This window comes from Corynebacterium sp. AOP12-C2-36 (assembly GCF_052379185.1).
In the GTDB taxonomy this organism is placed as follows: Bacteria; Actinomycetota; Actinomycetes; order Mycobacteriales; family Mycobacteriaceae; genus Corynebacterium.
The window spans coordinates 1-26,334 of sequence record NZ_JBQSYJ010000001.1 but is presented as its reverse complement, the minus strand read 5'-3'; the positions used below and the strand labels follow the sequence as shown (position 1 = coordinate 26,334).

The following is a 26,334-nucleotide window of genomic DNA, read 5'->3' as shown; positions in this document are numbered from 1 at the left end:
TATTATGCACATGTAGCTGACTCGCCAACAGAGGTTCCGTGATATTGTCCGGATCTTCCCGCGCAGGGCAGTCAACCACCCCCGTTTTCCCGGATGCGGTGCCCCCGACACCGTCCGAGGGGACCTATTTAACGTTTCTGCGGATAACGAAACCTCCCCCGTGTAGGGTCCCCACCCCACGCATCGACCCCCGGGGTGGGCACCCCGGGGGTCGGTGTTTCTACGACGTGGACCGGTCTCAGCCCAGCTTCGTGGCGATGAGCTTGTTCACCTGAGCGGGGTCGGCCTTGCCGCGGGTGGCCTTCATGACCTCACCGACGATGGCACCGGTGACCTTCTTGTTGCCCGCCTTGTACTTCTCGACGATGTCGGGGTTGGCGGCGAGGGCGTCGTCCACGGCCTTCTCGATCGCACCGTCGTCACGGACGACCTCCAGGCCGCGGGCGGCGACGACCTCGTCGACGTCACCCTCGCCGGCGAGCACGCCGTCGACGGCCTTGCGGGCGAGCTTGTTGGTCAGCTTGCCCTCCTTGACCAGTGCAGCGACGCGGGCGACCTGGACCGGGGTGATCTCCAGGCCCTCGAGCTCGACGCCGGCCTCCTTGGCCTTCTGGGACAGGTAGGCGACCCACCAGCTGCGCGCCTCGGACGGGGTGGCCCCGGCCTCGACGGTGGCGATGATCAGGTCGAGGGCACCGGCGTTGACCAGGTCGCGCATCTCCTCGTCCTTGAGGTCCCACTCCTCCTGGATGCGGGCGCGGCGGATCCAGGGCATCTCCGGCAGCGTCTCGCGGATCGACTCGACCCACTCGGACGGTGCGAGCACCGGGGGCAGGTCGGGGTCGTTGAAGTAGCGGTAGTCCGCCATGGTCTCCTTGACGCGCCCGCGGGAGGTCGTGCCGTCGGCCTCCTGGTAGTGGCGGGTCTCCTGGATGATCTCCACGTCGTTGACGATGCAGGCCGCCTGGCGCTGCATCTCGAAACGCACGGCCTGCTCGACCGACTTCAGCGAGTTGATGTTCTTGGTCTCGGTACGGGTACCGAACTCCGTGGTCCCCACCGGACGCAGGGACAGGTTGGAGTCCACGCGCATCGACCCCTGGTCCATACGTGCGTCGGAGACCTCGAGTGCCTTGACCAGGTCACGCAGGGCGGTGACGTAGGCGCGCGCGATCTCCGGGGCGCGCTCCCCCACGCCCTCGATGGGCTTGGTGACGATCTCGATCAGCGGGATACCGGCACGGTTGCAGTCCACCAGCGACGCCGTCGCGCCGTGGATGCGTCCGGTGGCACCACCCAGGTGGGTGAGCTTGCCGGTGTCCTCCTCCATGTGCGCGCGCTCGATCTCGATGCGCCACGGGGTGCCGTCGTCCAGCACGATGTCGAGGTAGCCGTCGTGGGCGATGGGCTCGTCGTACTGGGAGATCTGGTAGTTCTTCGGCTGGTCCGGGTAGAAGTAGTTCTTCCGGGCGAAGCGCGAGTAGGGCGCGATGTCGCAGTTCAGGGCGAGGCCGATCTTGATGGCCCACTCGACGCCCTGGCGGTTGACCACGGGCAGCGCTCCGGGGAGGCCGAGGCTGCAGGGGTCGACGTTGGTGTTCGGTGCGTCACCGAACTCCGCCGAGGACGCGGAGAACATCTTCGTCCGCGTCGCGAGTTCAACGTGGACCTCCATCCCCATCACGGGGTCGAAGCGCTCGAGCACCTCGTCGAAGTCCATCACGTCATCGGAGTAATCGTTCACCACGGCTGTCATGGTGATTCAGTCTAGTGGATGGCGTCCGCGGCGTCGCTGGCGTGGTCCGCTCTGTGGTCGGTTCGTTGTGCCGCACGACGGTCCGACGCACGGCACAGGGCCGCGAAGACCGCACCGGACAGGTTGTGCCACACGGAGAAGATGGCACCGGGCAGCGCGGACATCGGCTCCATGTGCTGTGCGGCGAGCCCGGCTGCCAGCCCGGAGTTCTGCATCCCGACCTCGATGGCCATGGTGCGACGCACCGGGACGGGCCGGCCGGTGACCTTGCCCGCACCGTAGCCCAGCGCCAGGCCGAGGGTGTTGTGCAGCACGACGGCCACCAGCACCAGGAGACCTGCCTCCAGGAGGTTGTCGCGGTTTCCGGAGACGACGATCGCCACCACGGCGGCGATGGCGACGACCGAGATCCACGGCAGTGCCGGCAGGATCTTCTCGATCAGCCGGGGCAGCAGGAAACGGAACAGGAGCCCGGCGATGACCGGCACGAGCACGACCTGCACGATCGACACCGCCATGGAGCCGGCGTCCAAGGGCATGTACTGCCCGGCCAGCCACAGGGTGAGCAGCGGCGTCAGCAGCGGGGCGAGCAGGGTCGAGACCGACGTCATCGCCACGGACAGGGCCAGGTCACCGCGGGCGAGGTAGGACACCACGTTGGACGCCGTGCCGCCCGGGGCGCAGCCCACGAGGACCACGCCGGCGGCGATGGCGGACGGCAGCCCGAGGACCCACACCACCAGCAGGGCGGCCAGGGGCATGATCACGAACTGTGCGACGACCCCCACGACCACGGGCAGGGGCCGCTTGACCACGAGGACGAAGTCGCCGGGCTTCAGGGTCAGCCCCATGCCGAACATGATCAGCCCGAGCAGCCAGTTGATCCACCCGGACGTCGCGGCAGACAGGTCGTCGCCGCCGAGGAAACCGATGACTCCGCCGATGATCACCAGGACGGGGAAGCCCAGCGAGGCGATGTAGGCGCTACGGTCCTGGGTGGCGGAGGAGGACGCGGATGTTGACGTGGAGGGTGCGGAGGACCCGGAAGACACAGAAGACACGGGGAGGTCAGGTCACTTTCGGAAAGGAGCCGTGAGTGCGCGTCATCTCCGTGGGCCGGGGGTGGTCGGCCGCGCGAGGACGGGGATGAACGCGGGATGCCTGATGCGGTGAGGGTCACCCTACAAGCGGGTACCCCCTCCCCTGTCCGGCAGGGGCCGGATGCACGTCGTTCACCGCGGAAACATACATGCAGGACGGGCCGGGTGGCTACCCGATCAGCGCGCCGACGGAGTCGATACGCTGCTGCGGCACCACCTTCAGGTTGCCGACCGCCTCGTCGAAGGACACCAGCTCGATACGCTCACCGTGCAACGCGACGACCTTGCCGGTCTCCCCACGCAACGCCGCCTTCGTGGCATGCACCGCGTACCGGGTCGCCAGCACCCGGTCGAACGCCGTGGGGGTACCACCACGCTGGATGTGACCCAGCACCGTGGAACGCACGTCGGTGTCCAGACGGTTCTCGATCTCGTGGGCGATCTTCGCACCGATGTCGTCGAACTTCTGGTGACCGAACTGGTCCACCGCCCGGTCACCGATGTCGAACGTGCCCTCCTTGGGCACCGCCCCCTCGGCCACCACGATGATGCCGTACTTCTCACCCAGCTCGAAGCGACGCGACATGCGCTTGCACACCTCGTCGATGTCGAAGGGCACCTCCGGGATCAGGATGTCGTGGGCACCACCGGCCATGCCGGCGTGCAGGGCGATCCAGCCCACGTGCCGGCCCATGACCTGCACGATCATCACACGGTTGTGCGACTCGGCGGTGGTGTGGAGCCGGTCGATGGCGTCGGTTGCCACGGCCACCGCCGTGTCGAAACCGAAGGTGTAGTCGGTGGCGTTGACGTCGTTGTCGATGGTCTTGGGCACACCGATCACCGGTAGGCCCTGCTGGTGCAGCCACTGCGCACCCTTGAGCGTGCCCTCGCCACCGATGGCGATGAGCACGTCGATGCCCGCGTCGTCGAGGTTCTCGCGGATCTTGTCGATCGACGCCTTGAAGTCGGCGGTCTTGAGCCGGCCGGTGCCCAGGATCGTGCCACCACGGGTGAGGATCCGGTCGATGTCCTCATCGTCGTAGAGCTGGATGCGGCGGTCCTCGACCAGCCCCTGCCAACCGTCCTGGTATCCCACGACGGTTGCTCCACGGCCTGCCGCCGTTCGGACCACGCCACGGATGACGGCGTTGAGTCCGGGGCAGTCCCCTCCACTGGTCAAGGTTGCGATGCGCATGCCACTGATCCTAGTCAGCCGACGGCCCGGCTGCGACTGTCGAGCTCCGGTGCAGGTTGTTCCTGGACAACAGGGACGACGCCACCCCCACGAGCATGGTCGCGGCGGGCAGGAGCACGGCCAGACCGAAGGCCACGCCGGGGTCGTCGACGGTGAGCCGCCACTGCATCATGGCCCCTACCGCCGCCACGCCGAGCACCGAGCCGAGCTGGCGGGTCTGGTTGTACACGCCGGATCCGGCACCCATCTGGCTGAGCTCCAGGTCGCGCATCGTCGAAGCGGAGTTCGGCGCCCACACCAGCGAGTTGCCCACACCCAGACCGATCAACGGGATCACCGTCCAGTAGTGGCTCACGTCGGTGGACATCACCACGGTCATGCCCACGATCGACAGCCCCATCACCGCGAAGCCGGACGCACCCAGCCCGCGCGGGCTGTAGCGGTCGGTCATGCGTCCGACGACGGGCGACAGCACCAGGGACGTCGCCGCCTGCGGGACCAGCATCATGCCGGCCTCCAGCGGCGTCAGTCCGTGCACCTGCTGGTAGTAGAGCGTGAACGGCAGCGGCACGCTGGCCACGGTGAAGCCCATGGCCACGATGCCGATGTTGCCCAGGGAGAAGTTTCGCACCTTGAACAGGCTCAGCGGCATCAGCGGGTCGCGTCCCCGCTTCTCGGCGACGACCTGCTGGCGCACGAACAGGACGAACAGGACGAGGGACACCACGATCATCACCCAGATCCACCAGGCCCAGTCCATCGTCTCGCCCTCCTGCAGCCCGAACACCAGCAGGAAGACGGCCAGAACGGACAGCACGATGGACCACGGGTCGATGCGCCGCGCCGCCGGCGGGAACCGCGGCACCCACATCATGACCGCGATGATCGACAGCACCCCGATGGGCACGTTGATGAAGAAGACCCACTCCCAGCCCACGGTGCCGGTGATCAGTCCGCCGAGGATCGGTCCGCACAGGGTGGACAGACCGGCGGTCGCGCCCCACACCCCCAGTGCGGAGCCACGCTTGTCCCGCGGGAAGATGCGGTTGATCACCGCCATGGTCTGCGGGGTCAGCAGCGCCGCCCCCAGGCCCTGGACGGCGCGCGCGGCGATCAGCTCCTCCACGCTGCCCGCCAGCCCGCACCACAGCGAGGACAGCGTGAACACCGTCATGCCGACCACGTACACGTTGCGGGGGCCGAAGCGGTCGCCGAGACGTCCGGTGACGAGCAGCGGGACGGCGAAGGTCAGCAGGTAGGCCGAGGTCACCCAGATGACCTGGTTGTAGTCGGCGCCGAGCTGACGCTGGAACTCCGGCGTCGCCACCGCGACGATCGTCTGGTCGAGCAGGATCATGAAGAAACCGGTGCACAACGCGAAGAGCGCGGGCCACGCGTCCTTCGCCGGCAACGGCATCGTGGGGTACGTCGAGGCGTTCTTTTCGGTCACGACGGACCAGTCTGCCACGAAGAGGCGGTCCTAGGCCTCCAGCATCTCCCGCAGCCCGGGCAGGGCCTCGCGGAAGGGCGGGATCAGCGGGAGTTCGGCGACCTCGTCGATGGGGCACCACGCCAGGTCGGCGCTCTCCGCCGACGGGAACAGCTCCAGCGCGGAGTCGCAGGTCGCCAGCACCGTGGTGTACGTCCACTCCTCGATGCTGTCGTCCGGGACCTCCCAGCACAGCTGCCCGGAGATCGTCATCGTCAGCGGGTAGCCGGTGCCGGGCTGGGTGATGCGGTGGGAGCGCACGGCCTCCAGCAGCGTCGCCCCGTCCTCCACCGCCGCGGTGACCGGTGCGGCAAGCACCATGTCCTCCGGGGCGAGCGGCAGCCGCACCAGCACGTGGGTGAGGTCGGCGCGCGAGGTGACGAGGTGGTCGGAGACGTGGACGTCGGACGGTTCGACGCCGGTCTCCTCCTGCGTCTCGCGCAGCGCGGCCTCGACCGCGGACTCCCCCGGCTCGACCGCCCCGCCGGGGATCCCCCAGGTGCCGCCGAAGTTGGTCCAGCTCGCGCGGTGCTGGACGAGGAGAAGGGTCGTGTCGTTTTCCCTGGTGGTGAGGAAGAGGCCCGCCGCACCGAGCGTGCCCCACCGTCGGGTGCCGTCGGTGCCGACGGCCCACCCGTCACCGTGCAGTGCCTGTTGGGTCATGCCGACGAGGGTACGCCACTTCGCCGGGGCCCTCTTGTGCGGAGGCCCCGTCGGATCTACCATGAAGCCCATTCATGGTTACGGTTGCCAAACCTCAGGAGAGACATGACCACACCACACGCAGAACCGGGGACGGACCCGGCGACCGACTCGGGGTCCTCCGGTCGCGCCGACCAGAAGGCCGGCGCTGCCGCGCTCCGGGAGCTGCTGTCCCCGGTCGCCGGTCCGCTCGCGGTCGGACGCCTCCTCGCCGCGGTCTCCGCGGTCCTGGCCGTCGTCCCCTATGTCGCGCTGGTGCAGATCGGGGAGATCCTCCTCCGCGCCTCGGCCGACGGCGAGGCGGTCGACGGCGCAGCCGTCCGACGGTGGCTGTTCATCCTGCTCACCGCCTTCACCGCCCGGCTCTTCGTCTACTTCATCGCCCTGACACTCGCCCATGTGGCCGACGTCAGCCTCGGCCACCGGATCCGCGGTGACCTCGTCGCCCGCCTGGCCCGTGTCCCGCTGTCCTGGTTCACCTCCACGAACTCGGGCCGGTTCGCAAGGCCCTGCAGGACGACATCACCACCGTGCACCAGCTCATCGCCCATCAACCGGTCGAAGGGACGAACGCGCTGGTCATGCCCGTCGCGCTGATGGCCTACGCCTTCGTCATCGACTGGCGTCTCGGTCTGCTGTCCATCGCGACCGTTCCGCTGTACCTGACGGCGAACCTGGTGATGATGCGGGGCATGGGTGAGAACACGGTCAAGATGGACCGCAAGCTCGCCGACGTTTCGGCCCGGATGGTGGAGTTCGTCACCGGCATCACGGTGGTCAAGGCGTTCGGTCAGGTCGGCAAGGCCCACGGCCGCTACCAGCAGGCCGCCGACGACTTCTACGCCTTCTACCGCGCCTGGTGCCAGCCGTTGATCCGCATGGCGGCCCTGGGCCAGTCGACTCTCGCCGTACCGCTGGTCCTGCTGGTCAATCTCGGCGGTGGCGCGTGGTTGGTCCACCACGACTACGTCAGCGTCGCCGACGTCACCGCGACATCCCTGATCGCCCTGCTGGTGCCGTTCGCCATCGAGGTCGGGATGAGTTCGATGTGGTCGCACCAGCTCGCCGGGCAGGCCGCGCTGCGTCTCGTGCGGCTCCTGCAGACCCCGACCCTGCCGGACGGTACGGACACAGGCGCGGACGCCGCGTCCTCCCCCGCCGGCAACGACGTCGTCTTCGACCAGGTGACGTACTCCTACGAGGGATCGGACGTTGCCGCCGTCGACGACGTCAGCTTCACCCTGCCGCAGGGCACCGTCACCGCGCTCGTCGGGCCGTCCGGGTCCGGAAAGTCCACCATCGCCACCCTGCTCGCCCGCTTCGCGGACCCGGACTCCGGCACCGTGAGAATCGGTGGTGTCCCCGTCTCCCGGGTACCGGACCTGTACTCCCACGTCGGATTCGTCCTGCAGGATCCGCAGCTGCTGGGGGTCAGCATCCGGGACAACATCGCGTTGGGACGTCCCGACGCCACCGACGACGAGGTACGCGGGGCCGCGCGGGCGGCCCACGTGCTCGACGAGATCGAGGCGCTGCCCCACGGGCTCGAGACGGTCTACGGGTCGCAGGCCGGCCTGTCCGGCGGCCAGGCCCAGCGCATCGCCATCGCCCGGGCGCTGCTGGTCGACGCCCCCGTGCTCATCCTCGACGAGGCGACCGCCCTGACCGACCCGGAGTCCCAGCACCAGATCCAGGAGGCGCTGAGCACCCTCGTGCGGGGCAGGACCGTGCTTCTCATCGCGCACCGCCCCGAGGTCATCACCGGGGTCGACCAGATCATCCTCACCGACAACGGCAGGGTCGTCGCCGCCGGAAAGCACGCAGAGATGCTCGCCCATCCGGGGTACGCGCGTCTCTGGGACAACACCGAAGGACTCCAGTCATGAACCTCCCCCTGACCGACATAATCCCCCGCTGTCGCCGGATGCTCGCCGACCCGGGTGCGATGCGGCGTGTGGTGTCCATCGCCGTCCTCGTCGGACTCCTCGAGGGTGCGGCGCTGGGCGCCCTCCTGCCCGCAGTGACCGCCCTGGCCACCGGGGACCCGGTGTGGGGCATCGGATTCGGCGGGTGGATGTGGGTCCTGGCCGGACTCGCCCTGGCCACGTTCGTGGCGAACTACCTCTCCAACAGGTGGGGGTACGCCATGGCCCTGGACTTCCTGCGCAACATCCACCGGCTCGTCGGCGACCAGGTGACCCGTCAGCCGCTGGGGTGGTTCGCCCGGTCGCGGGCGGGCCGTTTGTCGCGCATCGTGTCCACGGAGTTGATGACCACCGGGGAGATCATCGCGCACATGATCGTCCCGTTGATCAGCCGGACGACAGCGGCCGGGGTCATCGTCGTGGTCTCCTGGTTCTGGGACCCGCTGCTCGGGCTGGTCCTCACCGTCTCTGTCCCGGTGTTCGCGCTGCTGACCGTGGCCTCCACCGCCCTGATGCGGCGGGCGACCCGGCGGACCGCCCCGGCCCAGGACGATCTCGCCGACCGGATCCTGGAATTCGCCCAGTGCCAGGGGGCGCTGCGGTCCTGCGGCAGAAGCGGTGACTTCACTCCCCTGACCGAGTCGATGGAGCGGGCCCGGTCGACGAAGCTGCGTGCGCTGGGCCTGGAGACCGTCGGCCTGGTGCTCGGCGGCGCGGCGACCCAGGGCGTGGTCGTGGCGTTGATCAGCGTGACCAGTTCACTCGCGGTCGCCGGCACGCTGGACCCGGTTCCCGCACTGGCCTTCATCGGCCTGGCGATCCGCTTCACCAGCACGTTGTCGGCGATCACGGAGAGCGCGATGGGCATCGAGAGCCGGCGCGCCGTGCTCGACGGGATCGACGAGGTCCTCACGGCCACACCCTTGCCGGAGCCGTCCCGTCCGGCGGAGTTGACCGCCCCCGGTTCGGTGTCGTTGGAGCACGTCACCTTCGGTTACTCGCCGGACTCCCCGGTGCTGCGCGACGTGGACCTCCACATACCCGCCGGGCGGATGGTGGCACTCGTCGGCCCGTCCGGGTCAGGGAAGACGACGGTGGCCCGCCTGATCAGCCGTTTCTACGATGCCGGTAGTGGCGTCGTCAACGTCGGCGGTGCGCCTGTCACCGAGCAGACCACCACACAGCTGATGTCGCAGCTGTCCATGGTCTTCCAGGACGTGTACCTCTTCGACGACACCCTGCTGGAGAACGTGCGGGTGGGTCGGGAGGACGCCTCGGACGCCGACGTCGTCGCCGCCGCATCCGTGGCCGGGGTGGATTCCGTCGCCGCCCGGCTCGCCGACGGGTGGCACAGCCGGGTCGGCGAGGGTGGTCGTGCACTGTCCGGTGGTGAACGCCAGCGGGTGTCGTTCGCCCGTGCCCTGCTCAAGCAGGCGCCTGTCGTCCTGCTGGACGAGGCGACGAGTGCCCTGGACGTGGAGAACGAGTCCAACATCGTCGCGGCGGTGGAGGAACTACGCACCCACTCCACCGTGCTCGCCATCGCCCACCGCCTGGACACCATCGCCCGCGCCGACGTCATCGTGCAGCTCGACGAGCAGGGCCGGGTGGAGGCGCAGGGGTCCCACGCGGAGCTGCTGGCACTCGGTGGGACGTACGCCCGTTACTGGAGCCACCTGCACGATGCGCAGGGCTGGAGGCTGGTGGAGTAGATGACGCGCTCCCCCACTACGCTGGCACCATGAGCAGCACACCTGGACAGGCGGGACGCAAGACGGGGCCGAAGCCCACGTTCACCCGTGAGAACGTGGTGGACGCCGCGCTGGGGTTGGGCATCGCCGACTTCACCCTGTCCGCGGTCGCCCGCCGGATCGAGGTCGTCACCCCGGCGTTGTACCGGGTGTTCCCCTCCCGGGACGCGGTGCTGGAGGCCTGCCTGGCCCGCGTCGCCGCCACGATCCAGCCTCCCGGGGATGACGCCGGCTGGCAGGACGCGCTGCGTCTCTGGGCCGACGAGTGCTGGCGCATGTGTGAGGAGGTACCCGGGCTGGCCCGGACCCTGTTCTCATACCCGGCGGCGTTCGACCACATCGAGGATCCGTTGCGTGGTTACGTCCGGGTGATCGAGTCGCACGGCAGGTCGAGGATGCAGGCGGCCTTCGCCCTGGACTTCATCGGGGACACCGTGATGGCCACCCGGCTCGGGGTGGAGATGATGCGCGCCACCGACACCGCCGGTGTCTCGGGGCTGGAGAAGGTGCGGCAGCGCATCGGCGAGGAGCACCTCTTCCAGCCCGACGAGTCGTGGTCGGGTCGTGGATTCATGGACGTGAAGGTGGACTTCATCGTCGAGGGCCTGGAACGGAACTGGCCGGAGGTGTGAAGGGCAGGGCCTATTCGGCCGCTCGCCCCAGTCTTTTCGGGGCACGGGCGTCCCATGCCTCGGCGAGGAGCTCGGAAAGCTCACCGACGTCGACCTGATCGAGGCGGACCAGGACACTGGCGTGCCCTGCGTAGTGGTCCGTGGTGAAGAACTTCCCCGGGTCTGCCGCCAGCAGGAACTCACGGTCCTCCAGGCTCTCCCGCCAGCACACCAGCACGTCCGGTTCTTCGTGGACGCGTGCGAAGATCGTGCCCGCCACGTAGAACGCGGGCGTCCCGTAGCACGTACGCTCAGCCACCTCGGGCAGGGCGGTGGCCAGGCGCCGGACGTCGTCCTCAGTGCTCACTGGCCTCTCCTCCTGCCTCGGCGATGGTTGCGGCCAGTCTAGCGCCGCCCCGCCTCGTAGGCGGCGCCCACGCGGTAGAGCCGGTCGTCGCCGTGTGCGGGGCCCATGATCTGCAGGCCGACGGGCAGGCCGGTGTCGCTGGACAGCGGGCCGGGCACGGACATGCCGCACACCCCGGCGAGGTTCAGCGGCAGGGTGCACAGGTCGAACAGGTACATCGCCAGCGGGTCGTCCGCCTTCTCCCCCAGCTCGAAGGCGGTGGTCGGGGTAACCGGGGAGACCAGCACGTCGACGTCGGCGAAGGCCTTGGCGAAGTCCTGGGCGATGAGGTTACGCACGCGCTGTGCTTGCAGGTAGTAGGCGTCGTAGTAGCCGACGGACAGCGCGTAGGTGCCCAGGATGATACGACGCTTAACCTCGGGGCCGAACCCTGCGGCGCGGGTCGCGGACATCACCTGGTCGGCGGAGTGCTGGCCGTCGTCGAGCTGACGCTGGCCGTAGCGCATCCCGTCGAAGCGGGCCAGGTTGGAGCTGACCTCGCAGGGCAGGATGAGGTAGTAGGCGTTCAGCGCGTACTCGAAGCTCGGGCAGTCCACCTCGACGATGGTCGCGCCCTGGCTCTTGAGCTGCTCCAGGGAGGCCCGGTAGCTCTCCGCCACACCGGCCTGCAGGCCCTGCACGCTCTCGAGCTGCTTGACCACGCCGACGGTCACGCCGGTCAGGTCGCCGTTGGCGCCCTGGCGGGCGGCCTCCACGACGGGGGCGACGGGACGCTCGGACGACGTCGAGTCGTTGGCGTCGTGGCCGGCGATGACCTCGTGCAGCAGGGCGGTGTCGAGCACGGTGCGGCCGGTGGGCCCACCCTGGTCCAGGGAGGACGCGCAGGCGACCAGGCCGTAGCGGGAGACCGTGCCGTAGGTGGGCTTCACGCCGACGGTGTTGGTCAGGGCGGCCGGCTGGCGGATGGATCCGCCGGTGTCGGTGCCGATGGCCAGCGGGGCCATGCCGGCGGCCAGGGCCGCGGAGGAGCCGCCGCCGGAACCGCCGGCGGTGCGGCTGAGGTCCCAGGGGTTGTGGGTGGGGCCGTAGGCGGAGTTCTCGGTGGAGGAACCCATGGCGAACTCGTCCATGTTGGTCTTGCCGAGGATCGGGATGCCGGCCTCACGGATGCGGCGGGTGACCGTCGCATCGTAGGGGCTCATGTAGCCCTCGAGCATCTTCGAGGCACAGGTCGTCGGCGCGTCGGTGGTGACGAAGACGTCCTTCAGCGCCAGCGGGACGCCGGCGAGGGAGGACGCGACGGTGCCGGCGGCGATGTCCTTGTCCGCCTGCTCGGCGGCGGCGAGCGCCTCCTTCTCCCCCACGTGCAGGAAGGCGTGGACATCGGTGTCCACCGAGGAGATCCGGTCGAGGTGGGCACGGGTGGCGTCGACGGAGCTGACGTCGCCGGCGTGGATCTTCTCCGCGAGTTCGGCGGCGGTCCAGGTCGTCAGGTCCGAGTCGTCCCGGGTTCCGACGGTGTAAGTCGTGTTGTTCACTTCACTCATTTCGCTGTCGTCTCGCCCTCTACTCGCCCAGGATCCGGGGAACCTGGAAGCGCTGCTGGTCCTGCTTGGGGGCCTGGTCCAGGGCCTGCTCGGCGGTCAGGGACTCCTGGGGGACGTCCTCACGCATGACCGACACCGCGCCGTCGACGTTCTGGGTAGGGTGGCTCAGCGGTTCGACACCCTCGGTGTCGACCTCGCGCACGGCGGCGACGGTCTCGACGATGCCGTCGATCTGTGCGGCGTAGTTGGTGAGCTCGTCCTCGGTCAGGTCGAGGCGGGAAAGCCTGGCGAGGTGCGCGACCTCGTCACGGGAGATCTCGGACACAGGTGGGTCCCCTTTTCATCGTTCGTGCGGTACATGTGCTGTCGCAGGGTTTACCCGCACCACTCTAGTAGGACGCCGTGTCCGCGCGTGCGTCCGCCCCGGTTCGCTACAATCGTGGCGCAACGCATTGTTTCCGCTTTATTTACCCTGCCCTATCTACACTGAGGTTCACCTTGTCCTATCTGATGCGCGTCCGGCTTCCCGACGTCCCCGGCACCCTCGGGCTCATCGCTGCCACGATGGGCACCATCGACGCCGACATCAGGAGCGTGGACGTCGTCGAGCATGATCCGGACGGCTCGGTCGTCGACGACATCGTCGTCGACCTGCCGAACGGCCGCCTGGCGGACGCCCTGATCAGCGCCGCCCAGGAGGTCGACGGGGTCTACGTCGACTCGATCCGCCCGTTCTCCGGGACGGTGGACCGTCGCGGCCAGATCAGCCTGCTCGCCGAGGTCGCCCGGCACCGCCGTCGGGCGTTGGGCAGCGTCCAGAAGCTGATCGACCGGCTGCCGAAGTCGATGTCGGTGCAGTGGGCCGTGATCCTGGAGTCCGGGGAGAACACCCGCCGTGTGACGGCGTCCGCCGCCGCCCCGGAGGACGACGGCCGGGTGCTGTCGGAAACCCCGGTGACCGAGGCACGCGCCCTGACTGACCGGGACACCTGGGTGCCGTCGAGTTGGACGGTGATGGACTCCGCCCTGGCCGCGACCCCGTTGACCGGCACGGACTACATCCTGATCCTGGGCCGTCCGGGCGGACCGGATTTCCTGCTCTCCGAGATCGAGCACCTCGGCGAGGTCGGCGAGATCCTCGGCGCTCTGCTGGACTGAGCGGCCTCCGCCTCGACCCGGGCCTCGTCGTCTACTCCCCCGCAGGTGCCAGGAACAGCTGGTAGGACGGGTTGTCCGTCACCTCGGTGAACGGGTAACCCAGCTCGCTGAGGTGGGCCTCGAAGTCGGCGGAACGGGCGTCCTCGAAGGCGGCGAGGATCCGTCCGTAGTCCATTCCCTGGCTGCGGTAATGGAATGCGGTGACGTTCCAGTTCGCGCCGAGCACGTCGAGGAAGTGGACCAGGGCACCGGGGTGCTCCGGGAATTCGAAGGTGAACATCCGCTCGTCGACGAAGGCCGGCGGCACCCCGCCGATCATGTAGCGCACGTGCTCCTTGGCGACCTCGTCGTCGGAGAGGTCGACGACATCGTAACCGGCGGTGTCCAGTGCGTCGGCGATGGCGGTGCGTTCGGCGGCGCCCTCCTTGAGCTGGACACCGACGAAGATCCGGGCACGCCGGTCGTCGCCGCGCTCGCCGACGCGGTAGTTGAACTCCGTGACCATACGGCCGTTGAGCACCTCGCAGAACTTCACGAAGGCGCCCTGTTCCTCGGGGATGGTGACGGCGAAGATCGCTTCGCCACCTTCACCGAGTTCGGCGCGCTCGGAGATGTAGCGCAGGGTGTGGAAGTTCAGGTTCGCCCCGGACAGCACGTTGACGAGGGTCTCGTCCTGGAGGTCGTTGGCGGTGGCGTACTTCTTCAGCCCGGCCAGGGACACCGCGCCGGCCGGCTCGGCGATCGCGCGGGTGTCGTCGAAGAGGTCCTTGATCGCCGCGCTGATCTCGTCGGAGCTCACGGTCACGACCTCGTCGAGGTACTGCTGGCACAACCGGAAGGTCTCGGCACCGATCTTGCGCACGGCCACACCCTCGGCGAAGAGGCTGACGTGCTCGAGCTCCACGGGCTCCCCTGCCCACAGGGCGGCGGTGAGGCAGGCAGACTCCTCGGGCTCGACACCGATGACCTTGATCTGCGGGTTGAGTTCCTTGAGCAGTACCGCCACTCCGGCGGCGAGGCCACCACCACCGACGGGCACGAAGACCCGGTCGACGGCGGCGGACTGGAAGATCTCCAGCCCTATGGTTCCCTGTCCGGCAATCACTGCCTCGTTGTCGAACGGAGGTACGTACACCAGGCCCTCGACCTCGGAGAGTTCCTTGGCCTTGCCCTGCGCGGCGTCGAAGTTCTCCCCGTGCAGCACGACCTCACCGCCGAATCCGCGCACGGCGTCCACCTTGATCGACGGGGTGGTCACGGGCATCACGATGACCGAGCGAATCCCCAGTTCGCGGCCGGACAGGGCCACACCCTGGGCGTGGTTGCCGGCTGAGGCGGTGATCACACCGGCGCAGCCGGTGAGCTGGGACATGCGGTTGAAGGCCCCTCGCAGCTTGAAGCTGTGGACCGGCTGCAGATCCTCACGTTTGACCAGCACCCGGTTGCCGGTGCGTGCCGACAGCGCGTCCATGGTCTCAAGCGGGGTGTGCCGTGCCGCCCGGTAGACCGGCGCGGCAACGATGTCGCGGAGGTACTCGGCCGAGGTCTTGGGTGCGGAATTAGCCATGGTCGTCAATCCTACTGAACAGCTATGCCTGGAGGGGCCAGGAGGTGTTCACCGTGGCCGCGCGGTCGGTCTGCCCCTTGTTCTCGAAGTACTTCTTCAGCCCCGACTGCGACTCGTAGTGCCAGGTGGCCTGCTGAAGCATCAGCTCGTCCGCGGTCACCTCGGTGATCTCCGGGTAGGCACGTGACAGCTTCCAGGCCACGCGGGCGGCCGCCAGTGCGTCCGCCGTCGCCTCGTGGGCGTTGCCGAGGGTGACGCCCCAGTGCTCGCAGACGGTCTCCAACCGCCGGTTCCCCTTGCGGTACTGGTCCTTGGCCTTGTCGATGACGAGCGGGTCGATGACGGGGCCGTCCACGGTGAAGGACGGTTCCAGGCTGCGCAGGACGGTGAGGTCGTAGGCGGCGTTGTAGACGACCAGGGTAGCCCCGGCGCGCCAGCCGGCACGGATGCGTTCGATGGTCTCGGACAACACCTCGGCGTGCGGGCGGCCGTGCTCCTGCGCGTACTCCGTGGAGATGCCGTGCACCTTCGACGCCCCCTCGGGGATCGGGATCCCCGGGTCCGCGAGCATCTCCAGGTCGTCGCGTTCACGGCCGTTGATGGTGATCAGCGCGCTGGTCACGATCCGTGCGGTCAAGGGATCCGTTCCGGTGGTCTCCAGGTCGAAGCTGAGGAGGTGGGTCGGGTCGAAGTGCTCGGCGGTGGTCATGGCAGCCACTCTATAACGCACCCCGGACATGAAACCCCGGGCGTGGTCGAACAGCGACGTCCAACGCCGCCCAACGACGTCGCCCGGGTGCACGATCATGGTGATCGTGCACCCGGGCGACGGGAACCAGGTGGGGCTAGACGAGGAAGTCGTCGTGCTCCGGGGTGTCCACGGCGATGGCCTCGTCGTCACCGAACAGGAAGTAGTTGGCGCCGGCGGTCATCTCGTTGATCTCTTCACGGCTGAGCAGGTTGAACATGTGATCGTCCTTTCTGGAGGTGCAGCCATCGGATTTCAGTGCTGGTCTGCGTGTGTGGTGTTCCCTGTGGGGCTCCTTGACACCGACAACGCTAGGTTTTCCCAGGTGAACAGATCTACCCCCACGAACTTCGGACCACCCCGATACCCACATCACATTCCCGCCATCACCGCAGGGCACGGCACGGACGCCACCTCCACCTAGTTATGACCACCGCAGATACCACCACCCCCACCGGTAGTGATGCACACCACAGGAGTGCCGTCCCCTGTGAACAGGCACTCATCTGTCCGTAGAACCATCCGGTTGCCGCCAGGTGCGGCTCCCCCGGCGGCACCGCGCTCACTACACTGGCCCAGGTGACTGAGACACCCGAGCACACAACTGAGCACACTCCCGAGCAGACACCCGAAGACCGGTGGACCACGCTGGCGTCCGACATCCGCCGCCACCGGGAGCTGTACTACTACGAGGCGCCCGAGATCTCCGACGCCGACTTCGACGCGATGATGCGTGAGCTCCAGGAGCTCGAGGCGTCCCACCCGGAGGTGGTGCAGGGCACCAGCCCCACCCAGGAGGTCGCCCCGTTGCCGGAGAACTCACCGTTCCGCAACGTCGACCACCGTGAGCAGATGCTCAGTCTCGACAACGTCTTCAGCCTCGACGAGATGCGTGAGTGGCTCGAACGCACCCCCGCGCCGACCTACCTCACCGAACTGAAGATCGACGGTGCCTCGATCGACCTGCTCTACATCGACGGCCGGCTCGACCTCGCCCTCACCCGCGGTGACGGCGTCACCGGCGAGGACGTCACCCACAACGCCCGCACCCTCGACGACATCCCGGACGTGCTCACCGGCACCGACGAGTTCCCCGTGCCCGCCCTGGTGGAGATCCGCGGCGAAATCTTCATCACCGTTGAGGACTTCGCCACGATGAACGCCGACCGGCAGGCCGAGGGCAAGAAGATGTTCGCCAACCCCCGCAACGCCGCCGCCGGGGCGATGCGGCAGAAGAACCCGGAGGAGACGGCCAAGCGTCCATTGCGTCTGATCTGCCACGGCATCGGCGCCCGCGAAGGCTTCGAGCCGGCCAGCCAGCACGACGGCTACCGGGCGATCGAGGCCTGGGGGCTGCCCGTGAGCCCCTACACCCGGCAGGTGCGCACCGTGGCCGAGGTGCTGGACGCGGTCACCTACTGGGGCGAGCACCGTCACGACGCCGCCCACGAGATGGACGGGCTCGTCGTGAAGATCGACGACGTCTCCGAGCAGCAGGACCTGGGTGCCACCAGCCGCGCACCGCGCTGGGCCATCGCCTACAAGTACCCGCCGGAGGAGGCGGTGACCACCGTGGAGTCCATCCGCGTGGGCATCGGACGCACCGGGCGCGCCACCCCGTACGCGGTCATGACGCCGACCTACGTCGCCGGGTCCACCGTCACCATGGCCACGCTGCACAACGCCACCGAGGCGCACCGCAAGGGCGTCCGGCTCGGCGACCGTGCCATGATCCGCAAGGCCGGCGAGGTCATCCCCGAGGTCCTCGGCCCCGTGGAGAGCGCGCGCACCGGGGAGGAACGCGAGTACCTCTACCCGTCGTTGTGTCCGGAGTGCGGCACGCCGCTGTCGCCGACCCGCGACGGCGACGCCGACTGGCGCTGCCCCAACACCCGCTACTGCCCCGGCCAGCTGCAGAACCGCCTGAACTACCTCGCCGGACGTGGCGCCTTCGACATCGACGCGCTCGGCGAGCGCGCCGCCCACGACCTCATCGACTCCGGTGTCCTGCCCGACGAGGGCCACCTGTTCTCCCTCACCCCGGAGAAGCTGGCCACCACCAGTGCGTACACCACAAAGGCAGGCGCGCTGAACAAGCAGGGCGAGGTGCTGCTGGCCAACCTCGAGGAGGCCAAGGGTGTGGACCTGTGGCGGGTGATCACCGCCCTGTCGATCCGCCACGTCGGCCCCACCGCGGCCAAGGCGCTCGCCGCGAAGCTGCAGTCCATCCCCGCCATCGACGAAGCCTCTGTCGAGGAGATGGCCGACATCGACGGGGTCGGCGGCATCATCGCCCAGTCGGTGAAGGACTGGTTCGCCGTGGACTGGCACCGCGAGATCGTCGACGCCTGGGCCGCCGCCGGGGTGCGCATGGAGCAGATCATCGAGGCCTCCGAGCGCCCGGAGCAGACCCTGGAGGGATTGACCCTGGTGGTCACCGGATCGCTCGTCGACTTCGACCGCACCGAGGCCAAGGAGGTCGTGGAGGCCCACGGGGGCAAGGCGTCCGGCTCCGTGTCAAAGAAGACCGACTTCGTCGTCGCCGGGGAGAAGGCGGGCTCGAAGCTGAAGAAGGCCGAGGACCTGGGTGTCCCGGTCCTCGACGAGGACGGCTTCAAGCTACTGCTGGCCGAAGGGCCGGACGCGGTGCGCTGACCGCCCGCAAATGGACTTCGACCGACCGAAGTAGTCCTGACGTCACTACAGTCGACTGTAGTGACGTCAGGACTACTATCAGCCTCGCGGCCTTCACTGATGGCCTTCACTGACGTACTCGACCGGTTCCGCGGGTTCGCCCTCGACTCCCAGCTCACCGACACCGAGATTCACGACGCGCTGGGCGATGGCACGCTGGTCGTCCACGGTGATGACGCTGAGCCGGGCCGACGTTCCTGAACCTGGCCACGCTCCCGGATTCATCTTCGCTGACTCCACCGTGTCGAGGATCCACGACTGCGGGGTTCCGTCCCCCAGTACCTGAGGGGGCGCAGCTGCCGACCGTGACGATCACGTCCGGTACCTTCACCGACGAGGACTGGTCCTGGGAGTTCGGACTACCGGTGATGAGCGTGCTGTGCTCCATTCGCCGGCTGGCGGACAACTCCGGTATCGAGCCCGCCTGGTTGTTCGCGGCCGTCGAGGACGTCTACGACGAGGGGGCTGAACGGCGGTAGACTCGCTGGTGGAAACACACTCTCACCCCGAAGCAAGGAGCAACATGTCCGTCGTGAAGATCAACGCCATCGACGTCCCCGAGGGCGCCGGCCCCGAGCTCGAGGCCCGTTTCGCCGCCCGCGCACACACCGTCGACGGCTCCCCCGGCTTCGAGGGCTTCCAGCTGCTGCGCCCCACCGCCGGCGAGACCCGCTACTTCGTGGTCACCACCTGGGCGACCGAGGAGGACTTCCAGGCGTGGGCGGACGGCCCGGCGAAGGCCGCCCACAGCGGCCCGCACGGCGGCGAGGGCAAGAAGCCCGTCGCCACGGGCGCCTCGCTGCTGGAGTTCGAGGTCGTGGACCTCGGCTCCGAGTAGTCCCCTCCCGACCCCGGGGCACCGCGCCTAGTTGCTGTGCAGCAGCGCCGCGGCCCCGCGCACGGTCCGGGCGAGCTCGGCCGCCGGGCCCGGTTTCAGTACCCCGTCCCCCACGGCGACGAGGTCGATCTGGGGTTCGGGGGTGGCCGCGTCGAAGGTCCAGAGCCGCCACGTGCCGATGACCTCGCGGGCGATGTCCTCGCTCGACCGGGCGTCGTCCACCCGCCAGGCGACCTGTGCCCCGGCGTCGATCAGCCCGGCCACGTCGTCGGTGCGCTCCCCGGAGATCTCGTCGACGACCAGCGCGTCGGCGCCGGTGTGCAGCAGTTCCGGCCACACCAGCCCGGTGTCCAGGACCACCCGGCGCGCGGTCCCACCACGCACCTGGTCGATGAACCTGCGCTCCACGTTCAGCGCGACCTCGCGGTCGACCTGCATCGTCTCGAACTCCGTCGCGCCCTGCAGGTGTGAGGTGACCTCGCCGAGGCGTCGTTCATGCACGTGCACCACCGACGCTCCCACCGCGTCGCAGAACTCCCGGACGCCCTCGCCCAGCGACAGCGCCACGTCCCGGAACGCCGGACGGTCGAAGCACAGCGGGTGCCCGCGGTACTCCACGTCCGCCCCGAAGGTCCACGGGCCGGTGACGTGCACCATCAGCCGGTCGGTGCCCGGCATGACCTCGGCGACGATGTCGGTGAGCTCGTGCAGCCGCCCCAGGAAGTGCCGGGCGTCCAGCGTCCGGCCCGGGGCGATCTCCCAGCCGCGGGCGTGGGAGCGCAGGTAGGGCCCACCGACGAGCACGCCCATCGCCGCGCTGGCGGGCAGAAGGTCACCCTGCGGCAGACTCAGCGGGGGAACCACGCCAACGTCCTCGTCCACGTCGCGGGTGCGCCGGGACGCCGCGGCCAGGGCGGCACGGAGGTCGACGTGGTCGGTGCGGATGTCCTCCCACCAGGCGAAACGAGTCATCGTCTCGTTCACGCGGTCCGTGCCTGCGACGCCTGTGATGTAGGCACCGTCTCGGACCAGGGCTGCGTCCGGCAGATCGTGCCGGACCCGAGCAGGATGTCGCCCTCGGCGTCCGGCAGGTAGACCACCGCGGCCTGGCCGCGGGCGACCCCGCGCAACGGTTCGTGCAGCTCCAGCTCCACCGATCCCCCGCCGAGGGTGGCGGTGGCCGGGACCACGCCGCCGTGGGCGCGGACCTGCACGTCGCACTCGAAGGTGCTGCCGTGCTTGGCCGGGTCCAGACGCTTGAGCCGGTCGGCGGTGATGTGGCCGACACGCAGGTCCTCACGCCCACCCACGGTCACCGTGCCGGTGGAGGCGTCGATGTCGGTGACGTAGCGCGGCTGGCCGTCGGCGGCGGGACCTGCCACGCCGAGGCCCTTACGCTGGCCGATGGTGAAGCCGTAGACGCCGTCGTGCTCGGCGAGGGTCTCGCCCTCCACGGACTTGACCATGCCGGGGCGCAGACCGATCTGGTTGCCCAGGAACGCCTGGGTGTTGCCGTCGGGGATGAAGCAGATGTCGTGGCTGTCCGGCTTGGAGGCCACACCCATGCCCAGCCCGGCGGCCTCCTCACGGATCTCGGGCTTGACCGTGTCGCCGACTGGGAAGAGGCAGTGAGCCAGCTGCTCGTCGTCGAGCACGCCGAGCACGTAGGACTGATCCTTGTTGTCGTCGATGCCGCGGCGCATGACCCCGTCGTGCAGGCGGGCGTAGTGCCCGGTGACCACCGCGTCGAACCCCAGGGCGATGGAGCGGTCCAGCAGCGCCTCGAACTTGATCTTCTCGTTGCAGCGCAGGCAGGGGTTGGGGGTCTCGCCGATCTCGTAGGACTCCACGAAGTTGTCGATGACGTCGGCCTTGAAACGGTCGGAGAAGTCCCACACGTAGAACGGGATGCCCAGGGAGTCGCTGACCCGGCGGGCGTCGGCGGAGTCCTCCAGCGAGCAGCAGCCACGCGAACCCGCCCGCACGGCCTCCGGCGACTGGCTCAACGCCAGGTGCACGCCGATGACCTCGTGTCCGGCCTCCAGTGCCCGTGCTGCAGCCACGGAGGAGTCCACCCCACCGCTCATCGCCGCGACAACCCGCATCGTGTGTACCCGTTCCTCTCGTGCTCTCTTCTCCGCCCCACGTGTGGGGCCCTGCAGTCAGCCCTTCACCCTACACGGTGGGTACGCGGCCTCTCACCTGCTAGGCCATGCCTGCCGCACGGGCCTGGTCGACCACCCCGGGCAGCAGGGTGCACAGCCGGTCCACGTCGGCGGCGGTGGTGGCGGTGCCCAGGGTGAGCCGCAGTGCACCACGGGCCACGTCCACCGGAACGCCCATCGCGGTGAGCACGTGGCTGGCCCTGTTGACCCCGGCCGAGCAGGCCGAGCCGGTGGAGGCGTCGACCCCGGCGACGTCGAGCAGCATGATCAGGCTGTCGCCCTCCGCCCCCGGGAACCCCACGTGCACGTGGCCGGGCAGGGCGCCGCCGGACGGGTCGGTGTAGGTGCGTGCGTCCGGGATCTGGCGCACGGTCGCCAGCAGACGCTCCTGCAGGACGCTGAGACGTTCGTGTTCACGGGCGGTCTCCGCCACGGCCGCGGCGAGTGCGGCGGCGGTGGCAGCCGCCCCCTGCGGGTCGGCGGTGCCGGAGCGGACCTTACGTTCCTGCCCGCCGCCGCGCAGTGGGCTGACGAGTCCGGCGTCGCGACGTGCCAGCAGGATCCCGGTGGCCTTCGGTCCGCCGAACTTGTGCGCGCTCGCCGCGAGCGTGGTGCAGCCCAGGGCGTGGAAGTCCACCGGGACGTGACCGACGGCCTGGACGGCGTCGACGTGGAAGGGCACACCCGACCCTGCCGCGAGGTCCGCCAGTTCGGCGACGGGCTGCAGGTTGCCGGTCTCGTTGTTGGCCCACATGCAGGTCACCAGCGCGTCGGTGGACGGATCCAGCGCCGGGACGTTCCCGGCGCCCACACGCCCGTGGCCGTCCACCGCCAGTTCGACGTGCTCGAACAGCGGTTCCCCGCCCCCGAGCAGGTCGCCGCACAGCCAGTCGACGGTCTCCACGACCGCCGGGTGCTCGGTGGCCGCGGAGTGGATGCGCCGGGCACCGGGCCCGCGGGCCGTCCGCGCACCGAAGGCGAGCCCCTGGACGGCGAGGTTGTCGGACTCGGTGCCGGAGGCGGTGAAGAGTACCTCCGCGCGGTCGGCGCCGAGCAGTTCCGCCACCTGCTCACGGGCGTCCTCCAGCACGCGCTGGGCCTCACGGCCCGAGGCGTACTGCCCGGCCGGGTTGAGCAGGCCGGCGGCCGCCGTGGCGGCGTCCACCGCCTCGGGACGCAACGGCGCGGTGGCCGCGTGGTCGGCGAAGATCCTCCGTGTCACAGGTGCCATGCTCACTTCTCCCCGGGGAACGCCAGCAGGCGTCGGTCGAGCTCACGCATCTTCTCGGCGATGACCTCCGGGTCGACACCCTTGCGGAACTTCGCCGCGGCGAGGCTGCGCTGGGCGGCGTACATCGACTCACGGCGCACCTCCACGGCACGTCGCGCGAGTTCCTGGCGGTGCTCGCGGCGCCGGCGCAGCGCCTCTGTCTCGCTCCCACCGGTCGAGCCGGTGCGGATGGCCCCGGTGCCACCGTCGTTGACCTCCTCGGAGGTGTCGTCGGAGCTGTCGTCGAGGCTGGAGACCGAGCGCACGATGCCCAGGCGTTCCTCGATCCTCGCCGCCTGCTCCGGGGACAGCCCCTCGCCCATCTGCTGGCGGACCACGCTCATCGCCGCCCGGTAGGCCTCGTCGAGGGCCTCCTCGGTCAGCTTGTCGTCCAGGTCCTGGAGATCGTGGTGCTCGCGGAGGTAGTTCGTCAGCGCGGGCAGCGTGAGGCCCGGGATCACCATGGTGCACAGCAGGACCACGAAGGCCACGATGATGAACTCGTCGCGCATCGGGAAGTCGACCGGGTTCAGCGACAGCACCAGGGCCAGCGTCACCAGCCCGCGCATGCCGGACCAGCTGAGCAGGATCACGTCGGTGAACCGGATGGGCGCGCGGTAGCGTCCGCCCTTACGGCGGTTGACCCGCAGCAGCCAGCACATCCAGAAGAACCGCACCAGGATCAGCACCACGGAGATCACCAGGCCCCACCACACCGGGTTGAGGTGGTCGGTGTCGTCGTCCATGATCGCGTCGCGCACGTTCATGCCCATCAGCCCGAAGGCCAGGCCCGTGACGAGCAGTTCGGTGACCTCCCAGAAGGCCGAGCCGGTCAGCCGGGCGTCGGCGGCGGTGGCGTCGGCGCGGGAGGTCAGCTCCACCGCGGCGACGACCACGGCGATGACCCCGGACACGCCGATCTCCTCCGCCGCCAGGTACACCATGAACGGCAGCACCCAGGTGAAGGCGTTGCCGGCCACCGGCGAGTCCACCCACCCGAGCACCAGGGCCGAACCGCGGCCGACCAGCCAGCCCGACGCCACGGCTCCCAGGGCGCTGTAGATGAACGTTCCCCCGGCCTCGAACCAGTGGATGTCGTGGTGGAACTCCGCGGCGGTGATCGCCGCACTGAAGATGACCAGGGAGGCGGCGTCGTTGAACAGCCCCTCGGACTGCAGCGAGCCGATGATCCTTCGCGGGATGCCCGCGGGCTCGGCGACAGCCTCCACCGCGACGGGGTCCGGTGGTGCCACCGCGGCCCCCACCGCCATGGCCGAGACCAGCCCCACCCCGGGGATGATCAGCATGGTCACACCGGTGACCGCGGCCACGGTGATGAAGACAAGGCCGACCGACAGGCTGAGGATGGTGCGCCACTGGTCGCGGAACATGCCCCAGGAGGTGCGTCTGGCCAGCGCCCACAGCAGTGGCGGCAGGAACAGCGGGAGGATGAGTTCCGGCTCGATCTCGATGGTGGGGGTGCCGGGGATGAACATCACCGCCGTGGTCACCAGCAGCAGCAGGACCGGCCACGGTAGCCCGATCCGGTCACCCACACCCACCGTGAGGACGGTGGCGAGCATCAGGCACATGATGACGAAGAGGGTGGTCACGGAGGAGTTGTCCTTATCGGGGGCGCCCGCGTGGGAGCACTTCGGGGTGTGGTGTGAGGGCCCGACGCGCAACGACGACGACCCGCACTCGGTGAGTGCGGGTCGTCGTCGTGCCGTGCACGGTGCACCTCACCGGTTCACCGGAGAGTCTACTCTCCGGCCCCGGGGGGATGCGGGGGTGGCTGGCTAGCCGCGGGCCTTGAGGGCCTCGGTGGCCTGCGGGGCGACCTTGAAGAGGTCGCCGACGACACCGAAGTCGGCGATCTCGAAGATGCCCGCCTCGTCGTCCTTGTTGACCGCGACGATGGTCTTCGAGGTCTGCATGCCGGCCTTGTGCTGGATCGCACCGGAGATGCCCAGGGCCAGGTACAGGTTCGGGGAGACGGTCTTGCCCGTCTGGCCGACCTGGAACTTGCCCGGGTAGTAGTCGGCGTCGACCGCGGCGCGGGACGCACCGACGGCGGCACCGAGGACGTCGGCCAGCGGCTCGATGACGTCGCGGAAGCCGTCCGGGCCGGCGACACCACGGCCACCGGAGACGACGATCTTCGCCTCGGTGAGCTCGGGACGGTCAGCCTTCTCCGCCGGGGAGAAGGAGGTGATGGTCACGGCCGTGGGGCCGGCGGCCGGCAGCTCGACGGGCTGGACCGTACCGGAGGCCGCCTGCGGCTCCGGGTCGACGGCTCCGGCACGCAGGGTGTAGACCGGCGAGGCGCCACCGGCGGTGGAGTCCACGGTGAAGTCGCCACCGAAGATCGAACCCTTGGAGGAACGGTCGGCGTTGACGGCGATCTGGTCGTACAGGACGCCGGAGGCCACGCGGGCACCGACACGTCCGGCGATCTCGTTGCCGGCGGCACCGGCGGCGATGATCACCGGGACCTGCAGCTGGGCGGCGAGGCCGGAGACGGCGTCCACGGAGGGGGTGACGACGTACTTCTCGGCGTCGTCGGACTCCGCGGCGTAGATGGTCTCGGCGCCACCGGCGGCCAGACCCTCCTGCAGCTTCTCGGCGGTGCCGGGGGCGCCGACGACGATGGCACCGACGGTGCCGAACGCGCGGGCCGCGGTGATGAGCTCCAGGGTGGAGTTCTTCAGTTCACCCTGAGTGTGCTCGACAAGTACCAGGACGTTGGTCATGGTTGTGTATGTCCTTTCGACAGTTTCGTTCGCGCTGAACCGGTGGGTGAACTAGACGAGCTTCTTCGACACGAGGTACTCGACGAGCTTGTTGCCGCCGTCGCCCTCGTCGGTGATGATCTCGCCCGCGGTCTTCTCCGGCTTCGGGGCAGCGGTGGTCACGGAGGTGGAGGCGGCGGCCAGGCCGACGTTCTCCGGAGCCACTCCGATGTCGGCGAGGCCGACTTCCTGGATCTTCTTCTTCTTGGCGGCCATGATGCCCTTGAAGACGGCGAAACGCGGGGTGTTGGCCTTCTCCGTCACCGAGACGATGGCCGGCTTCGGGGCCTCGACGGTGTAGATGCCGTCCTCGGTGACACGCTCGCCGGAGACCTTGTCGCCGCTGACCTCGAGGGTGCGGAGGTGGGTCAGGGCGGGGATCTGGCGGTACTCGCTGAGCAGACCCGGGACCGCGCCGGCGACGCCGTCGGTCGAGGCGTTGCCCGCGATGATCAGCTCGATGTCGTCGACGAGGTTCAGCGCGTTGGACAGGGTCCAGGCCGTGCCGAGCGCGTCGGAACCGGCGAGTGCGTCGTCGGTGACGAGGATCGCCTCGTCAGCACCGAGGGACAGCGCCTTGCGCAGCGCGTCCTTAGCGCTGGCCGGGCCGACGGAGAGAACGACGACGTTGCGGTCGCCGCCAGCTTCCTTGAGCT

24 protein-coding genes and 1 pseudogene are annotated in these 26,334 nt (G+C 69.1%); 8 read left to right on the top strand and 17 right to left on the bottom strand.

The window, feature by feature from the left end; genetic code table 11:
* Nucleotides 1–238 precede the first annotated feature (238 nt).
* From gatB to ACT3UN_RS00105, 5 genes are all read right to left on the bottom strand, one after another.
* Entirely contained in the window at nt 239–1,756 is a 1,518-nt protein-coding gene (gene gatB, locus ACT3UN_RS00125) for an Asp-tRNA(Asn)/Glu-tRNA(Gln) amidotransferase subunit GatB (RefSeq protein WP_441582060.1), read from the bottom strand.
* 11 nt (nt 1,757–1,767) lie between these two features.
* Nucleotides 1,768–2,808 (bottom strand): bile acid:sodium symporter family protein, encoded by a 1,041-nt coding sequence (locus tag ACT3UN_RS00120; protein ID WP_444655842.1) that lies wholly within the window; start codon nt 2,806–2,808, stop codon nt 1,768–1,770.
* A 217-nt stretch (nt 2,809–3,025) separates the two neighbouring features.
* Complete coding sequence (locus ACT3UN_RS00115; protein WP_301442078.1) at nt 3,026–4,054, bottom strand: ATP-dependent 6-phosphofructokinase; 1,029 nt, start codon at nt 4,052–4,054, stop codon at nt 3,026–3,028.
* A 10-nt stretch (nt 4,055–4,064) separates the two neighbouring features.
* Complete coding sequence (locus tag ACT3UN_RS00110) at nt 4,065–5,471, bottom strand: DHA2 family efflux MFS transporter permease subunit (protein ID WP_301442079.1); 1,407 nt, start codon at nt 5,469–5,471, stop codon at nt 4,065–4,067.
* 63 nt (nt 5,472–5,534) lie between these two features.
* On the bottom strand, nt 5,535–6,206 hold the full coding sequence (locus ACT3UN_RS00105; RefSeq protein WP_301442077.1) for an NUDIX domain-containing protein: 672 nt from the start codon (nt 6,204–6,206) through the stop codon (nt 5,535–5,537).
* Between the two features lie 105 nt (nt 6,207–6,311).
* On the opposite strand from ACT3UN_RS00105, the pseudogene ACT3UN_RS00100 reads away from it, so the two are divergent.
* The 3 genes and pseudogenes from ACT3UN_RS00100 (at nt 6,312) to ACT3UN_RS00090 (ending at nt 10,553) form a co-directional block, all read left to right on the top strand.
* A pseudogene (locus ACT3UN_RS00100) lies at nt 6,312–8,131 on the top strand (ABC transporter ATP-binding protein).
* The gene (locus ACT3UN_RS00095; protein WP_444655694.1) at nt 8,128–9,882 is read left to right on the top strand and encodes an ABC transporter ATP-binding protein; all 1,755 of its coding nucleotides are present in this window, start codon (nt 8,128–8,130) and stop codon (nt 9,880–9,882) included. The pseudogene ACT3UN_RS00100 and the gene ACT3UN_RS00095 overlap by 4 nt, the downstream one beginning before the upstream one ends.
* Before the next feature lie 29 nt (nt 9,883–9,911).
* A complete protein-coding gene (locus ACT3UN_RS00090; RefSeq protein WP_301442074.1) occupies nt 9,912–10,553 on the top strand; it encodes a TetR/AcrR family transcriptional regulator in 642 nt (213 codons plus the stop codon).
* Nucleotides 10,554–10,563: 10 nt separating this feature from the next.
* Here the strand turns inward: ACT3UN_RS00090 and ACT3UN_RS00085 are convergent, their stop codons facing one another.
* From ACT3UN_RS00085 to gatC, 3 genes are read right to left on the bottom strand one after another with little or no spacing between them, the layout of a single operon-like run.
* Nucleotides 10,564–10,899 (bottom strand): MmcQ/YjbR family DNA-binding protein, encoded by a 336-nt coding sequence (locus ACT3UN_RS00085; RefSeq protein WP_301442073.1) that lies wholly within the window; start codon nt 10,897–10,899, stop codon nt 10,564–10,566.
* Between the two features lie 38 nt (nt 10,900–10,937).
* Complete coding sequence (gatA, locus tag ACT3UN_RS00080; protein ID WP_441578889.1) at nt 10,938–12,437, bottom strand: Asp-tRNA(Asn)/Glu-tRNA(Gln) amidotransferase subunit GatA; 1,500 nt, start codon at nt 12,435–12,437, stop codon at nt 10,938–10,940.
* 28 nt (nt 12,438–12,465) lie between these two features.
* Nucleotides 12,466–12,771 (bottom strand): Asp-tRNA(Asn)/Glu-tRNA(Gln) amidotransferase subunit GatC, encoded by a 306-nt coding sequence (gene gatC / locus ACT3UN_RS00075; RefSeq protein WP_301442071.1) that lies wholly within the window; start codon nt 12,769–12,771, stop codon nt 12,466–12,468.
* Between the two features lie 173 nt (nt 12,772–12,944).
* Between gatC and ACT3UN_RS00070 the strand changes: the two genes are divergently transcribed.
* Nucleotides 12,945–13,604, top strand: coding sequence for an amino acid-binding ACT domain protein (locus ACT3UN_RS00070; protein ID WP_301442070.1), 660 nt, complete (start codon nt 12,945–12,947; stop codon nt 13,602–13,604).
* A gap of 31 nt (nt 13,605–13,635) precedes the next feature.
* Here the strand turns inward: ACT3UN_RS00070 and ilvA are convergent, their stop codons facing one another.
* From ilvA to ACT3UN_RS00055, 3 genes are all read right to left on the bottom strand, one after another.
* Entirely contained in the window at nt 13,636–15,171 is a 1,536-nt protein-coding gene (ilvA, locus tag ACT3UN_RS00065) for a threonine ammonia-lyase, biosynthetic (protein ID WP_301442069.1), read from the bottom strand.
* Between the two features lie 22 nt (nt 15,172–15,193).
* Nucleotides 15,194–15,880, bottom strand: a complete 687-nt coding sequence (locus ACT3UN_RS00060) for a 3'-5' exonuclease (protein ID WP_301442068.1) — start codon at nt 15,878–15,880, stop codon at nt 15,194–15,196.
* 136 nt (nt 15,881–16,016) lie between these two features.
* On the bottom strand, nt 16,017–16,139 hold the full coding sequence (locus ACT3UN_RS00055; RefSeq protein ID WP_301442067.1) for a hypothetical protein: 123 nt from the start codon (nt 16,137–16,139) through the stop codon (nt 16,017–16,019).
* 350 nt (nt 16,140–16,489) lie between these two features.
* On the opposite strand from ACT3UN_RS00055, the gene ligA reads away from it, so the two are divergent.
* The 4 genes from ligA (at nt 16,490) to ACT3UN_RS00035 (ending at nt 19,451) form a co-directional block, all read left to right on the top strand.
* Nucleotides 16,490–18,574, top strand: a complete 2,085-nt coding sequence (gene ligA, locus ACT3UN_RS00050) for an NAD-dependent DNA ligase LigA (protein WP_444655840.1) — start codon at nt 16,490–16,492, stop codon at nt 18,572–18,574.
* 99 nt (nt 18,575–18,673) lie between these two features.
* On the top strand, nt 18,674–18,814 hold the full coding sequence (locus tag ACT3UN_RS00045) for a hypothetical protein (RefSeq protein ID WP_301442065.1): 141 nt from the start codon (nt 18,674–18,676) through the stop codon (nt 18,812–18,814).
* A gap of 104 nt (nt 18,815–18,918) precedes the next feature.
* Nucleotides 18,919–19,092 carry a hypothetical protein gene (locus ACT3UN_RS00040; RefSeq protein ID WP_444655692.1) on the top strand — a complete coding sequence of 58 codons (174 nt, stop codon included), beginning with the start codon at nt 18,919–18,921 and terminating at the stop codon, nt 19,090–19,092.
* A gap of 44 nt (nt 19,093–19,136) precedes the next feature.
* Nucleotides 19,137–19,451: an antibiotic biosynthesis monooxygenase family protein gene (locus tag ACT3UN_RS00035; protein ID WP_301442063.1), complete on the top strand. Its 315-nt coding sequence runs from the start codon at nt 19,137–19,139 to the stop codon at nt 19,449–19,451.
* Nucleotides 19,452–19,478: 27 nt separating this feature from the next.
* On the opposite strand, the gene ACT3UN_RS00030 is transcribed toward ACT3UN_RS00035, so the two are convergent.
* The 6 genes from ACT3UN_RS00030 to ACT3UN_RS00005 all read right to left on the bottom strand — a co-directional run.
* Nucleotides 19,479–20,435, bottom strand: a complete 957-nt coding sequence (locus ACT3UN_RS00030; protein WP_301442062.1) for a hypothetical protein — start codon at nt 20,433–20,435, stop codon at nt 19,479–19,481.
* Nucleotides 20,432–21,556, bottom strand: a complete 1,125-nt coding sequence (gene mnmA, locus ACT3UN_RS00025; protein WP_301442061.1) for a tRNA 2-thiouridine(34) synthase MnmA — start codon at nt 21,554–21,556, stop codon at nt 20,432–20,434. Before mnmA ends, ACT3UN_RS00030 begins: the two co-directional genes overlap by 4 nt.
* 100 nt (nt 21,557–21,656) lie before the next feature.
* The gene (locus ACT3UN_RS00020) at nt 21,657–22,847 is read right to left on the bottom strand and encodes a cysteine desulfurase family protein (RefSeq protein ID WP_301442060.1); all 1,191 of its coding nucleotides are present in this window, start codon (nt 22,845–22,847) and stop codon (nt 21,657–21,659) included.
* Between the two features lie 2 nt (nt 22,848–22,849).
* Nucleotides 22,850–24,499 (bottom strand): cation:proton antiporter, encoded by a 1,650-nt coding sequence (locus ACT3UN_RS00015; protein ID WP_444655690.1) that lies wholly within the window; start codon nt 24,497–24,499, stop codon nt 22,850–22,852.
* A 186-nt stretch (nt 24,500–24,685) separates the two neighbouring features.
* The gene (locus ACT3UN_RS00010; protein ID WP_441578888.1) at nt 24,686–25,639 is read right to left on the bottom strand and encodes an electron transfer flavoprotein subunit alpha/FixB family protein; all 954 of its coding nucleotides are present in this window, start codon (nt 25,637–25,639) and stop codon (nt 24,686–24,688) included.
* Nucleotides 25,640–25,690: 51 nt separating this feature from the next.
* A partial coding sequence (locus tag ACT3UN_RS00005; protein ID WP_444614758.1) for an electron transfer flavoprotein subunit beta/FixA family protein occupies nt 25,691–26,334 on the bottom strand: 644 nt, incomplete at its 5' end.

What these genes read in the sequence shown, in the direction of transcription:
- ACT3UN_RS00060 (WP_301442068.1), bottom strand. Translation starts at nt 15,880, where the DNA reads ATGACCACCGCCGAGCACTTCGACCCGACCCACCTCCTCAGCTTCGAC.
- ACT3UN_RS00115 (WP_301442078.1), bottom strand. Translation starts at nt 4,054, where the DNA reads ATGCGCATCGCAACCTTGACCAGTGGAGGGGACTGCCCCGGACTCAAC.
- ACT3UN_RS00045 (WP_301442065.1), top strand. Translation starts at nt 18,674, where the DNA reads ATGGCCTTCACTGACGTACTCGACCGGTTCCGCGGGTTCGCCCTCGAC.
- gatB (WP_441582060.1), bottom strand. Translation starts at nt 1,756, where the DNA reads ATGACAGCCGTGGTGAACGATTACTCCGATGACGTGATGGACTTCGAC.
- ACT3UN_RS00105 (WP_301442077.1), bottom strand. Translation starts at nt 6,206, where the DNA reads ATGACCCAACAGGCACTGCACGGTGACGGGTGGGCCGTCGGCACCGAC.
- ACT3UN_RS00035 (WP_301442063.1), top strand. Translation starts at nt 19,137, where the DNA reads ATGTCCGTCGTGAAGATCAACGCCATCGACGTCCCCGAGGGCGCCGGC.
- ACT3UN_RS00055 (WP_301442067.1), bottom strand. Translation starts at nt 16,139, where the DNA reads ATGTTCAACCTGCTCAGCCGTGAAGAGATCAACGAGATGACCGCCGGC.
- ACT3UN_RS00110 (WP_301442079.1), bottom strand. Translation starts at nt 5,471, where the DNA reads ATGCCGTTGCCGGCGAAGGACGCGTGGCCCGCGCTCTTCGCGTTGTGC.
- ACT3UN_RS00090 (WP_301442074.1), top strand. Translation starts at nt 9,912, where the DNA reads ATGAGCAGCACACCTGGACAGGCGGGACGCAAGACGGGGCCGAAGCCC.
- ACT3UN_RS00020 (WP_301442060.1), bottom strand. Translation starts at nt 22,847, where the DNA reads ATGGCACCTGTGACACGGAGGATCTTCGCCGACCACGCGGCCACCGCG.
- mnmA (WP_301442061.1), bottom strand. Translation starts at nt 21,556, where the DNA reads ATGCGGGTTGTCGCGGCGATGAGCGGTGGGGTGGACTCCTCCGTGGCT.
- ACT3UN_RS00095 (WP_444655694.1), top strand. Translation starts at nt 8,128, where the DNA reads ATGAACCTCCCCCTGACCGACATAATCCCCCGCTGTCGCCGGATGCTC.
- ACT3UN_RS00010 (WP_441578888.1), bottom strand. Translation starts at nt 25,639, where the DNA reads ATGACCAACGTCCTGGTACTTGTCGAGCACACTCAGGGTGAACTGAAG.
- ilvA (WP_301442069.1), bottom strand. Translation starts at nt 15,171, where the DNA reads ATGGCTAATTCCGCACCCAAGACCTCGGCCGAGTACCTCCGCGACATC.